8 protein-coding genes are annotated in these 12,228 nt (G+C 63.7%); 5 read left to right on the forward strand and 3 right to left on the reverse strand.

Going from position 1 to position 12,228, the window contains the following annotated elements; all coding sequences use genetic code 11:
* Positions 1-53: 53 nt before the first annotated feature.
* Positions 54-6,782 carry an apolipoprotein A-IV repeat region-like domain-containing protein gene (locus AC3WWH_RS22470; protein WP_492377282.1) on the reverse strand — a complete coding sequence of 2,243 codons (6,729 nt, stop codon included), beginning with the start codon at positions 6,780-6,782 and terminating at the stop codon, positions 54-56.
* A gap of 538 nt (positions 6,783-7,320) precedes the next feature.
* Here AC3WWH_RS22470 and AC3WWH_RS22475 point away from each other — a divergent pair.
* Positions 7,321-7,689, forward strand: a complete 369-nt coding sequence (locus AC3WWH_RS22475) for an Hpt domain-containing protein (protein ID WP_057248904.1) — start codon at positions 7,321-7,323, stop codon at positions 7,687-7,689.
* A 222-nt stretch (positions 7,690-7,911) separates the two neighbouring features.
* On the forward strand, positions 7,912-8,232 hold the full coding sequence (locus AC3WWH_RS22480) for a 2Fe-2S iron-sulfur cluster-binding protein (protein WP_058324100.1): 321 nt from the start codon (positions 7,912-7,914) through the stop codon (positions 8,230-8,232).
* Positions 8,233-8,759: 527 nt separating this feature from the next.
* Here AC3WWH_RS22480 and AC3WWH_RS22485 read toward each other — a convergent pair.
* On the reverse strand, positions 8,760-9,389 hold the full coding sequence (locus tag AC3WWH_RS22485) for a DUF922 domain-containing Zn-dependent protease (protein ID WP_058324101.1): 630 nt from the start codon (positions 9,387-9,389) through the stop codon (positions 8,760-8,762).
* Positions 9,390-9,496: 107 nt separating this feature from the next.
* On the opposite strand from AC3WWH_RS22485, the gene folP reads away from it, so the two are divergent.
* The 3 genes from folP to folK all read left to right on the forward strand — a co-directional run bounded on the left by folP (position 9,497) and on the right by folK (position 11,356).
* Positions 9,497-10,348 carry a dihydropteroate synthase gene (gene folP / locus AC3WWH_RS22490; protein WP_058324102.1) on the forward strand — a complete coding sequence of 284 codons (852 nt, stop codon included), beginning with the start codon at positions 9,497-9,499 and terminating at the stop codon, positions 10,346-10,348.
* A gap of 125 nt (positions 10,349-10,473) precedes the next feature.
* On the forward strand, positions 10,474-10,842 hold the full coding sequence (gene folB, locus AC3WWH_RS22495) for a dihydroneopterin aldolase (protein ID WP_057248908.1): 369 nt from the start codon (positions 10,474-10,476) through the stop codon (positions 10,840-10,842).
* On the forward strand, positions 10,832-11,356 hold the full coding sequence (folK, locus tag AC3WWH_RS22500; protein ID WP_058324103.1) for a 2-amino-4-hydroxy-6-hydroxymethyldihydropteridine diphosphokinase: 525 nt from the start codon (positions 10,832-10,834) through the stop codon (positions 11,354-11,356). Before folB ends, folK begins: the two co-directional genes overlap by 11 nt.
* Positions 11,357-11,445: 89 nt before the next feature.
* On the opposite strand, the gene AC3WWH_RS22505 is transcribed toward folK, so the two are convergent.
* Entirely contained in the window at positions 11,446-11,997 is a 552-nt protein-coding gene (locus AC3WWH_RS22505) for a hypothetical protein (RefSeq protein ID WP_057248910.1), read from the reverse strand.
* Positions 11,998-12,228: the final 231 nt, after the last annotated feature.

Genomic DNA, 12,228 nt, shown 5'->3' on the forward strand with positions numbered 1-12,228 from the left:
AAAACGGCCCCGTCTTGCGACGGGGCCGTTTCTTTATCGTATGCCAGCGCCGCTTAGCTGAAGCGGCCGGCGGCGTGGGCGAGCATCGTGTAGACCTTGCCGGTATCCGAAGTCAGATAGGTCTGGGTGATGCGCTTGTCCGGATCGTTGCGGGCAACATCGGCGAGCAGCTTCTCGAAGTCGGCGATGTAGCGGTCGACGGCGGTGCGGAACTCCGGTTCGCGATCATACTTGCGCTTGATCTCGTCGAAGGTCTGCTGGCCCTTCAGCGTATAGAGGCGACGGGTGAAGACGTCGCGCTCGCCGCGCTGGTAACGGCGCCACAGTTCGACCGAGGCATCGTGATCGATGGCGCGGGCGATGTCGACCGAGAGCGAGTTCAGCGACTCGACGACGTGGCGCGGGTTGCGGCTGTCGCCGGTGCGCGCCGCAGGCTGTGCTTCGGCCGGGCGCTGTGGCGCCGGCGAGGGGGCCTCTTCGCGCGATGCCGCACGCAGCAGATCGCGCATCCAGCCACCACCTTCTGCAACCTCGCTGGTCACCGCCTGCGATGGCGCGGGCTGGCGAACGGCCGGCTGTTCGATGCCGAGGCTGCCGCGCAGCGCCGGGGCCGGTTCCTGCCGGCGCGGCTGCTCGACCTGCTGCTGCACCACAGGCTGCTGGGCAACAGGCTGGGGCTGGACGACTGGCTGCGGCGCCGGCTGCTGCTGCAGCGGACGAGCGACCGGAGCGGCGGCAGGCTGCTGACGCAGCGGCTGGGCGACCTCGAGCTGCGTCGAGGACTTGCCGATGATGTCGGACAGTTCCTGCAGCGCCTTGATCTGTTCGCCGACGGCGCGACGCATGACCGCCGCATTTTCCTTGGCCTCTTCCGGCAGGTCAAAGGCACCGCGCTTCAGTTCTTCGCGGGTCATATCGAGTTCCTTGCGGATCTCGCCGGCAGAGCGACGGATTTCGTCGGTCGCACCGCTGAAGCGGCCGATAGCCTCGTCGATCGCAACGCGAACCGCGTCGCGCAGTTGCCCTGCGACGCCGTCAGACTTCTTGCCGCTTTCGGCGAGCATGCGCTCGATGTCGGACACCGAGGCTGCGACGCTGCCGCGCAGACGCGAGGCGACTTCCTTGGAGCGTTCCTCGGCGTTGGCAAATGCGCCTTCGATCGATGCACCGGCATCTTCGCCGACCTTGGCGATCGCCTGGCGCAGCGCTTCGGAGGCGCCGAGCGCACGGCCCTCGACCGAGGAGAGCGTCTTGTTGACGTCGGCAAACGAGGTCTCGACGCCGGAGCGGAGCGTGTCGGCGATCTGGCGCGAGCGCTCCTCGGCTCGGCTGAAGACCTGCTCGACCGAGGCGCCTGCTTCGTCGCCGGCCTGGGCCAGCGTGTTTCGCATCGCTTCGGCTGCTTCGGCTGCGCGCTGTTCGGCGCTGGTCAGCAGGCGGCCAACATCCGAGAAGGACTGCTGGATGCCGCTGCGCAGGTTGCCGGCGACAAGGCCCGAGCGTTCTTCGGCCCGCTGGAAGGCGCCATCGACGAAGCCTTCGAGCGCACGCATCGTCCGTTCGATCTCTTCCGAGCGCTGAACGAGCCCGACCGACAGGGTGCGCAATGCATCCTGGCGTTCTTCGAGCGTGCTGACGAGGTTCGACTGGGCGGCGCCGAGCAGGTCGGACGCCTGGCCGAGCACCTTCGAATGGTCCTCGAAGCGGCCGACGATGCCGCCGATCTTCGACAGGGTGGAGGCGGAAATGTCGGACAGCTTGTCGACCTTGCCTTCGATGAGGCGGGTCGAGGTCGAGAGCATGTCGGAGGCCTGACGGGTCGATTCCGACACGCGGGCTATCGTCGATTCCAGACGCTGGTCCATTTCGCCGAGGTTGTTGCTTGCCTGGTCGATGACCGTGGCGATCGCAGCGTTGTTGTTGGCGAGCTGGTCGATCAGGCCCATGGCGGTCGACTGCAGACGGTTCTCGACCATCTTCATCGCCTTCGCCGTTTCCTCGGCGCGGTGCGAGATCGCGTTCAGCGTTTCACCCGTGCGCTCGGCAATGGCGTTGACCAGGGCTGCATTTTCCGCGCGCAGGCGATCGGCGCTTTCCTGGGTCACGGCGGCGATGCGTTCGGCGGCCTCGCGGCCAGTGGCGGCATATTGGTCGATGACCGGGCGGGCCTGCTCGTCGATCAGGCGCGACAGCTCCAGCGAGCGGCCGGCGAGCATCGAGTTGAGCTCGCGGGTGCGGTCGTCGAGTGTGTTGCGGATCGCTTCGCCGCGCGCTTCCAGTGCCTTCTCGGTGTTGGCAAGGCCCTGGTGGATGTTGTCGGCGTGGCTGGCGATCTGGCTGTGCGTGGCAGCAAGCCGTGCCGTTGCCGTATCGGCCGCGTCGGCGATCGACCGGGCAAGATCGGCGTGACGCGCTGCGCTGGCAGCAGCCTTCTGCTCGATCGTATTGGCAAGGTCCGCATGGCGGGCGGCGGTTGCCGCTGCCGTCTGGTCGATCGTGTTGGCGAACTCAGCCTGACGGGCCGCGAGCGCCGAAGCGAAGTCGTCGCCGGCCCTGGAGAGGAGTTCGGCCGAGCGTGCCGCTTCCGCGTCGATCTCCCGGGCAACGTCGCTGACGGCGCCACGAAGGGTGGTGGCGAGGCCAGCAGCCTTGTCCTCAATGCGGATGGCTTCTGCGCCGAGTTCCTGAGCGACGTCGCCGACAACGCCGCGAAGTGTGGTGACGAGGCCGGCAGCCTGGTCCTCGATGCGAGCGGTTTCTGCATCGAACTCCTGGGCCACGTTGCCGACAGCGCCGCGAAGCGTGGTGACGAGGCCGGCGGCCTGGTCCTCGATGCGGACGGCTTCTGCATCGAACTCCTTGGCCACGTTGCCGACTGCGCCGCGAAGCGTTGTGACGAGGCCGGAAGCCTTGTCCTCGATGCGGACGGTCTCTGCATCGAACTCCTGAGCCACGTCGCCGACTGCGCTGCGCAGATTGCTGACGAGATCGGTGGTCTTGCCTTCGAGGCGGGAGGCTTCCGCGTCCAGATCCTGCGTCGCTTCGCTGACCGCACCACGCAGGCTGCTGACGAGAACGGCAGCCTTGCCTTCGATTGTCCGGTTGACGTTTTCAAGGCCGATGTTCAGGGCACGATCCATGGTGCCGAGGCGTTCGGCGATGCGTTCCGCACCAGCCTCGATGGCGCCGGAGATCCGGCTTGCCGCCGTCTCGCTCATGCGATCGATGTCGCCCGCCCGGTCGCCGAGGCTGTCGGCGATGCGCTGGCCGGCGCCGTCGACGACCTCGTTGACGCTGCCGACGCTGTCACGGACGCGTTCTTCAAGCGAGCTGAGGCTGACTTCCAGGCGGAGGCCGGTATCGTCGACCAGGGCGTTGACGTCGTTGACGCTGCCGCGGATGCGGTCCTGCAGGGCGCCGAGGCTGTTTTCGATGAGGGTGCCGGTATCGCCGACAACCGAACCGACGCTGGTGACGCTGCCGCGGATCCGATCTTCCAGCGCACTGAGGCCGCCTTCGACACGGGCAGCGGCATCGTCGACGACGGAGCCGACATTGGCAACGCTGCCGCGGATGCGGTTTTCAAGCGCGCCGAGGTTGCTTTCGATGCGGGCGCCGGTGTCGTCGACGACCGTGCCGACATTGCCGACGGTGTTGCGAATGCGATCTTCGAGCACACCGACGCGGGTTTCGATATGCATGCCCGTTTCGTCGACGATCGAGCCGATGTTGCCCGCGCTTTCGCGCATGCGCTCCTCAAGGGAGCCAAGGCTCGTCTCGATGCGCAGGCCGGTATCGTCGAGGCGGTCGTTGATGCCGTTGATCGACATGTCGACGCGGTTGGTGAGGCTGTCGGCCGCGAGGCTGATCTGGTTGGCGGTCTCGGCCAGGCGCTCTGCGATGTGCCCCGTCGTCGAACGCATGCGCGTGTCGAGCGTTTCGCCGCTGCGGTCGATGACGCCGGCAAGCGCGGACTGGCGCTCTTCCAGCGACATTTCCAGCATGCTGGCGCTGGTGGCGAGCGTGGTGGCGATAGCCGTCGACTGATCGGCCAGCATGCCTTCGAGCTGATCGCGACCCTGGCCGACAGCGAGATTGATCGCATTGATCCGGTCGTCGAGCGTGGCGCGGATCTGTTCGTGCGTCGACGACAGCGTATCGCGCAGATGCTCGGCGCGGCCGCTCAGCGTCTGCTCGATTTCGGCTGCCTTGCCGGCGAGCGAGGCGGTCGCCTCGGTCGTGCGTGCGGTCAGGGCATCGGCGATGTGAGCGCTGGTCTCGGTCAGCGTGTCGGAAATCTTGCCGACGCGGCCACTGAGATCCTCGGCGATGCGGGCGCTCGTCTGGGTGAGGGTATCGGAGATCAGGCTGACGCGGCCGCCGAGGTTTTCTGCGATCGAGCTGACGCTCTCGGAGAGCTTCTGCTCGATATCGCCGACGCGGTCGGTCATGGTTTCGGCGACGGCCGTTGCGCGGAACGTCAGGCTGTCGGCCACGTCTTCGGCGTGGCGGCTCAGCGTGTTGGCCATTTCATTGGCGCGCGACGACATCGTCGAGGTAATGGCGGCGGCACGTTCGGCGAGGACGCCATCGAGGGCCGACGTCTGGGTCGTGAGCGCTTCGGAGATCGCTTCGCCACGCTCGGACAGAACGCGCTCCAGCCGGTCGGCCGTGCCGCTGACGGCGTTGTCGATCGAGTCTGCGCCCATGGACAGAATGGTCGAAAGGGTGAGCGTGCGCTCGGAGAGCGTGTTGTCCAGGCGGTGCTGGCTGGCAGCGATCGCGCTGGTGATTTCGTCGGTCGAGCCGCTGAGCGTCTGTTCGATGCGGGCATGGGCGGCGTGCAGGCCGTCGACGAAGGCGGCGGTGCGGGTGTCGAGCCCCTCGGTCAGGCGCTGTTCGCTGGTGGTGAGCGCGCTTGCAAGGGCGTCGGCGCGCTGGCCGAAGCCGCTTTCGATGCGCTCCTGCGCCTGGGAGAGCGCGCCCATGAGGCCGCTGGTCTTCTCGGAAAGGACGCTGTCGATGCGGCTGTGCGCATCGCCGACCAGGTTGCCGAGCTCCGAGGTCCGGCTGGTGATCGTTTCCTCGATGAAGTCCTGGGTCGCGCCGAGCGTCGCGGCCAGCGTCAACGACTGGTCGGAGAGGGCGGAGCCGATCTTCTCGATGCTGCTGTCGAGCGCGCCGCCGATCGCTTCCGATCCGCCGGAGACGGTCTCGTTGATGCGGTGCAGGCTTTCCATGAGCTTGGTGTCGAGCATGCTTGCGCGCTTGTCGAAGGCCGAGGCAAACTCGTGGAAGCGCTCGTCGAAGGCGGTCGCGAGCTGGCCGACGGTGGTCTGCAGCTTTTCTTCGAAGAAGCCGCCGCGCAGGTCAAGATCCATGATCGCATCGTCGGCGCTGGAACGCAGGCTCTGACGGAAGCTTGCGCCTTTCTCGTCGAGCGTGGCGTTGAGCGAGGCGAGGACATGATCGAGGCCGCCGGTGATCGCCTGCTGGCCGACGCTGAGACTTTCGTTCAGGTCACGCGTGCGGGCGATCAGCGTCTCGTTGAGCTGGCGTGCGCGGTCGTTCAATGCCGCGTTCAGCCTTTCGGTGCTGGCGTCGAGCGAGGAGGCGCGCGTCTCGAACTGGCTGAGCAGGTCGTCGCCGCGCTTCGTCAGCGTCTCGCTCAACTGGTCGAGCCGTGTATCGAATTCGGTGCTGAGGCCAAGGCCGGCCGCCGTCAGGCCGGAAAGCAGCGCATCCGTGCGGGATGACAGCATGGTGCCGATCGACTGCAGGGCGGTGTCCGACTTTTCGCTAAGGGCTGCGGCGCGCGTGTCGATCAGCGAGGCGAAGGCTTCGCCCGAAATCGCGATGCGCGAGGCGATGTCGTCGCTCGCCTGTTCCAGGTCATCCTTCAGCTTGCCGTGGGCGCCAGATATGGCCGAGCGGATACGCTCCGAATGACCAATGATCGCTTCGCGCTCGAGGCCGAGTTCCTGGACCAGCGTGCGGACGCGCAGTTCGTTTTCGCTGTAGCTGCGCTCGAGCGCGTTGACTTCGGAATGAACAAGCGTTTCGAGTTCGGTGGCGCGTGCGATGGTGCGCTCGATACCCTCGTTCATCGCCGAGACTTCGCGGCGAACGGCCTGACCGACAGTCATGACGCGATCGGCTGCGGCTGTTTCGGGCTCGGCAAGGCGCAATGCCACTTCAGCCATGGAGCGGGCGGCGTTGCGCAGTTCCTGCGCACGGGCGATCATGATGGCGAAGGAGAAGAAAAGCATGACCGGCAGCAGGATGCCGATTGCAACGCCAATGGCGCCGGGCGTCGCAGCCAGATCGCTCAGGGAGCGGATCTGCCAGATCTGCGGGCCATAGAGCAGGTTGGCAATGCCGAGGCCGGCGATGGCCCACATGATCGACACCAGCGCGGCAACCCGGATCGCGGCGCGATTGGAGCGCACGTCGAGTGCGCGCAGCATCGCAGCCGGCGAACGGCGGCCATCGTCGTTGGCGGCGGAAAGGGAAGGGGATTTGGGCGCAGGTTCCGGGGCGAGCGTCTTGGCCGCTTCGGCAGCACGCGCAGCGCGGGATGGCTCCGGTTGAGACTTTGCTCTTTTATTCTGATCGGGCGCGGGCGCCTGATTGCCGGGCTGAGACACATTTTCCTCCGGATCATCCAAGGAAGTCTTGTCGTTCGGGCTCGAGTTAAGCTCGTCGAAATCGATCGTCAGGGCCGCTTCCAAAGCCTGGAAGGCCTTCTCGTCGATTGACTCATTGCTCTTTTTCGTCGCCATAGGGATACGCCTCATTACCTTTTGCCAGCGACAAAGCTGCCAGCGCTCGCGCACAACGGGCGGGCCGGCTCCTTCCTCGCGGGCTGTGACGGCAAGATACGCGCATCGGATCTACGCAATACCCTACTGATCACACACTGCATTGCCTCGACGGATAGTCACATTTGTGGCCGAAAGGGACCACGAGTTGAGCTTATCCACCGGAACGGTTGCCATTTTCGTACGCAGGCAAGTTCCTGAGCGTATCGTAGTGACACATTAGCTGGGTTCTTACAATTATGAGCGCTCGGGCTTGATTAAAATCCTAATGAAATCTTAATGCGATAGCGGTGCCAAAGCCAGAAAATACAAGGAAATCAGACGGTTTAACAGCCGTTAACCATTTCCCCAGATTCCTGCCCATATTGCGCCCCGATTTAAGCTGATAGCAGCCCGCACCCGCAAAGGATGTGTATCTGAGTTTGCGCGTGTAGGTGTGGGCAATATGGCGACACCGAAAACAAGACCAACATGCAATAAACAATAGGGAATTTGGCTCATGGCGGCCCTCAGGATTGCCTTCGAAGCTCCGGACACCCCGGGAAACTCTGCAGCGACCGGCAAGAAGCCGATCGACTTCGCCCACCTTGCGGCACAGACGATGGGTGACAAGGCACTTGAAATAGAAGTGCTGCAACTCTTCGCGCGCCAGGCGCGCCAGGTCATGAAAGAGATCGTCGAGGGAGAGAGCACGCTTCGCGCTCAGGCTGCCCATCGGCTCAAGGGCGCTGCACTTGCAGTCGGCGCCGTCGATGTTGCCAGCATTGCCGGCGCGATCGAGCAGGACCCGGCAGACGCCTCGCTCTCCGACACGCTTTCGGCCGCTGTGCTGGAGGCCGAGCTCTTCATATTGAAGCTCAGCCGCTAAATCGCGGCCCGACGTCGCCGGAGACGGCCAACGCTCTCCCGGCGTCCCACATTTCAAGATAGCGGCCTCGCGCCTGCTGCGCGCGAGGCACCCGGCGATTGCCGTTGTTGACTGGCCGGCGGATTTGTTGGAAGAACTTCCACTGAATTTGCGCCCGAGCGGCGTGCGTTCTGAACAGGCTTTGCGCCTTGCCAGTCCCAGCAGTTCATTCCGGAAAGAGACATGACAAAACTTACGATCGTTGCCTTTGATGGCGCGCGCCATGAACTTGATGTCGAAAACGGCTCGACGGTCATGGAAAATGCCGTTCGCAATTCGGTTCCCGGCATCGAAGCCGAATGCGGCGGAGCCTGCGCCTGTGCGACCTGTCATGTCTATGTCGACGACGCCTGGTCGGCTGCGGTCGGCGCTCCGGAAGCCATGGAAGAAGACATGCTGGACTTTGCCTACGATGTCCGGCCGACGTCGCGGCTTTCCTGTCAGATCAAGATGAGCGACGCACTCGACGGTCTCGTCGTGCATGTGCCGGAGCGCCAGGCCTAAAGCGCGCCGCGAGTTCTCAAATTCGCTCCTTGCGCCTTAAGTTATTGGTATTTCGCATGTCGTTGTCGCAGAACCGCTGCACGGTTTTTTGCGCGACATGCTCAGGCACCCTCCAATTCGTAGCTGACCCACAAAAAAAGCGCCTCGCCAGTCGTTGGACAAGCGAGGCGAGGAGGGCGCATCGCTGACAGATGAGGGAGGGGACATCTGCAGCACCAAGACACGCCAGGAGAACCCACTTTGGCCTCGCTGTTCAATTTCTTCTTTTTAATATTGAACAACGCCGCCTAAACTAAAGTAATGGCAACATTTAAGCTCTTCGCACAACTACTGCGCCGCGCTTAACCCGCTCATTCGGCGGAGGCTAGTCTTGACCCTGGCCCCTCGCTCCATGGTTTCAATATAGATGAGTCGGCGGCTGCCAGCCATCGTTATATTTCACCAATAAAATACTGTGGGTATTGGCGCTGAAATCGCGCCGAGCCGGACTATAGTCAGGCTCTTCTTCAGGGTATGGCCCCCGCTACCTATTGTTGCGTTTTCTTCAGCGCTTCGAGCCGGTATTGCAGGAGCCGGATCATGCGTTTGTCGAAATTGGCGGCTTCGGTGCGATCGAAGCGCGCCTGATCCTTGTCGTGCGCTTCGATCGCCGTGATGCTGACCCGCGCGACGCTTGCCTGCATGCGTTCGCAATCCGCTTCCGGCTTCAGGGCGAGGAACATCTTTTCCATGCGGCGAGCGTGGTTGCGGGCAATTTCAGCGTGCCGCTCCTCATGGCGCTTGATGTCGCTCGAGAGTGTGTCCCAGACCAGAGCCAGGTCACGACCGGCCTGACGGCGGTATTTCCAGCGCGGCAGGATGATGCGGGTGCTGAGCGTTACGCGCGCCGAGCCGACCGCGCAGCGGCCGCCACGGTTGACGTAGGTGATGGAGCCGCCGAACTTTATCCGGGTGGCGCCCGGGTGGCGCGCGCCGGTGGATTTCATCATCGGGCCGCCGGCAGAAAGCGCCTTGTCGAGTTCCTCCGCAGTCCGTCCACCGATCGTGAAATAGGAAAAGCTCTTGTTGATCACGGTTTCGCCCGACGCAGCGCTCAAGGGGGCGGCGACCAGGAGAGCGAGGAGGGCGGCTTTGAACGGGACGCGTACTCGGGACATCAATGCGTGGTTCTCTTCAGTTGAACTTCGATCAAGCTTGGGGCATAGCCACGACCGGCGCAACAGCAAATCGAGGGCTCTCGGCCGAATGCGGATCGTGAGGGAAAATGACTTACAATCCATTTCAGAAAATTAGCTGGAAGCTGGCGCATGGGCGCAGCCTGGAACTCGGGCCGCGTGGCGTTTTGATGGCGATCGTCAATGTTACCCCGGATTCTTTTTCCGATGGCGGACGTTTCATCGATGCTGTTGCAGCGGCGGCGCAGGGCGTGCGGTGCCTTGAGGAGGGCGCATTGATCCTCGATATCGGCGGTGAATCGACCCGGCCGGATGCGGCGACAGTGAGCGCCGAGGAGGAGCAGGCGCGCATCCTGCCGGTGATCTCCGCGCTCAGCCGCGACACCGATGCACTGATCTCCGTCGATACCTACCGCGCTTCGACGGCGCGGCTGGCGGTCGAGGCAGGCGCGCACATCGTCAATGACGTGCACGGCCTGCAGCGCGAGCCGGACATCGCGACCGTTGCCGCGGATACCGGAGCAGGGCTCTGCATCATGCATACGGGCCGCGACCGGCAAAAGCTCGCCGACGTGATCGACGATCAGTTCCATTTCCTCGAACGATCCCTCGAAATCGCCGAAGCCGCCGGTGTCACGCGCGACCATATCGTCTTGGATCCGGGCTTCGGCTTTGCCAAGGATACGGATGAAAACCTCGAACTCATGGCGCGATTTGCCGAGTTGCACCGTTTCGAGCTTCCGTTCCTGGTCGGAACGTCCCGGAAGCGCTTCGTTGGGGCGGTGAGCGGCCGCGAGGCGGGCGACAGGGATGTGGCGACGGCGGCGACCACCGCGCTGCTGCGTGCTGCCGGCGCCTCGATTTTCCGCGTACACGATGTCGCAAACAGCAGGGATGCGCTGGCCATGGCCGATGCTATGCTCAAGGCCAGGGCGGAATGAGGAAAAGCGCGTGCGGCTCTTTTCCCGCATCCGACTGCAACCGATCAGAATCGATCACGTCATGAATTAGGTCGGCCTGACCCAATATCAGCGTGATCCCAGAAAAGCCGACGGGACGGAGAAGCATGAGCCCGACTTACACAATCACTCTCAAGAACTGTGCCTTCTTCGCGCGCCATGGCGTCTTCGACGAAGAAGAGCTCCTCGGGCAGCGCTTCTTCGTGGATGCCGAGCTCGAAGTCGAGCAGGGAACGGCGCTCGTCGATGATTCGATCGAAGACACCGTCCATTATGGCATTGCCTTTCAGGAGATCGAGCGCATCGTCACGGGGCGCCGCCGTTACCTGATCGAGGCGCTGGCGCTGGAAGTCGCCAAGACGCTCTGTGTGCGATTTCCGCAGATCAAGCGCGCCAAGGTCTCGATCCGCAAGCCGAACGCGCCCGTGCCCGGCGTGCTCGACTATGTCGAAGTGACGGTCGAGCATGTCGTCTGAGGCGGGCTGGCGGGTCGCCACACTCGGCCTCGGCGGCAACCTCGGCGATCCGCGCAAGGCGATGGCCGAGGCGCTGCGGGCTCTCGATGCGCGCGACGACTGCGTCGTCGAGGCTGTGTCGCGGCTCTATCGCACACCACCGTGGGGAAAGACCGATCAGGCCTGGTTCTTCAACGCCTGTGCTCAGGTCAGGACGACTTTGAAGCCCGAGGCTTTGCTCGATACGTGTCTCGACATCGAACGTTCGATGAAGCGGGTGCGTGACGAGCGCTGGGGACCGCGCACGCTGGATATCGACGTTCTGACCTATGAAGAGGTGGCCCAGGCTGAAACACGGCTGGAACTGCCGCACCCGAGAATGACGGACCGGGGCTTCGTGCTGATGCCGCTTGCCGACATCGCCGCCGATTTGCCGGTGCGCGGGCGCACGGTCGGCGACTGGTTGGGTGGGGCGGATGTAGCAGGCATAGAGGTTGCCGATGGCGACATGACCTGGTGGCGCGCAGACACCTGACCTCTCCCATCAAGTCGATGAGACCTTTTTAAAACGATAAAGCCCCGGCAAATACTGCCGGGGCTTTATTGTTTGACTGTGCTTTGGAGTTACTTGATCGAGCCGACGGCAATCGCATCGAGCTGGCGGTTGAGGCTGACGCCGATGACCGGAACCATCGTCTCCTCGACCTTGACCGAAATGGTGATGTTCATCGTCTGATCGTCCTGAAGGCGGGCGATCATGGCGCCGTTCAGCTTCTTGCGGTTGATGCCGACGACGACCTTGTCCTTGGCGACATTGCCGGAAACGACATCGAGGCCCTTGCCTTCGGCGCCGTCGAGGAACTTGCCGCTGTAGCTGTTGCCCTTGCGGGTGATCACCGCCGACATCGGCTGCTTGAACACGCCGACGCGGCAGAAGCCGTCGAGCTTGATGCCCGTGTCGTCACCGGCAACCGGTTCGCCGGAGAGATCGCAGGTGAACTTGGTACCCTTGTACTTGCCAGCGACGATCTCGCCCGGGCCTTTCCACTGGCCGGCAACCTTCTCGAAGAAGGCCTTGTCCTTGGCGCCGGAAAGGGCTGGCGTCGCAACGCCGACGGTAGCCGCAAGCGCGATGGCGGCAGTGCCGCGAGCGATCAAAGAGGGGCGCGAGAACATAAACGATCCTTGATGGGTCAACGTCCGAAACTGGAAGCCACATTTGCGCGCAAATGGTTAACGGACGGTTTCCGGGCGCCTGATGTTGTGGCTTCTTTGTGGCCGTCGGGGCGATTGTTCACAGGGTCTCCGGCGTGTCGGAGCCACCGGCCGGAAGTGCTCTGCCGGACGCAGCGGACGCGTGTGAAACTTGTCCCGACCGCCCTACGTATAGTCATGGGAAACGGGAGA

The organism is Ensifer sp. EB106-03-01-XG145 (assembly GCF_058792075.1).

Bases quoted from the DNA above. Each gene is read 5' to 3' on its own strand.
- AC3WWH_RS22470 (WP_492377282.1), bottom strand. From the start codon at position 6,782: ATGGCGACGAAAAAGAGCAATGAGTCAATCGACGAGAAGGCCTTCCAG.
- AC3WWH_RS22480 (WP_058324100.1), top strand. From the start codon at position 7,912: ATGACAAAACTTACGATCGTTGCCTTTGATGGCGCGCGCCATGAACTT.
- AC3WWH_RS22485 (WP_058324101.1), bottom strand. From the start codon at position 9,389: ATGTCCCGAGTACGCGTCCCGTTCAAAGCCGCCCTCCTCGCTCTCCTG.
- folB (WP_057248908.1), top strand. From the start codon at position 10,474: ATGAGCCCGACTTACACAATCACTCTCAAGAACTGTGCCTTCTTCGCG.
- folP (WP_058324102.1), top strand. From the start codon at position 9,497: ATGACTTACAATCCATTTCAGAAAATTAGCTGGAAGCTGGCGCATGGG.
- AC3WWH_RS22475 (WP_057248904.1), top strand. From the start codon at position 7,321: ATGGCGGCCCTCAGGATTGCCTTCGAAGCTCCGGACACCCCGGGAAAC.
- folK (WP_058324103.1), top strand. From the start codon at position 10,832: ATGTCGTCTGAGGCGGGCTGGCGGGTCGCCACACTCGGCCTCGGCGGC.
- AC3WWH_RS22505 (WP_057248910.1), bottom strand. From the start codon at position 11,997: ATGTTCTCGCGCCCCTCTTTGATCGCTCGCGGCACTGCCGCCATCGCG.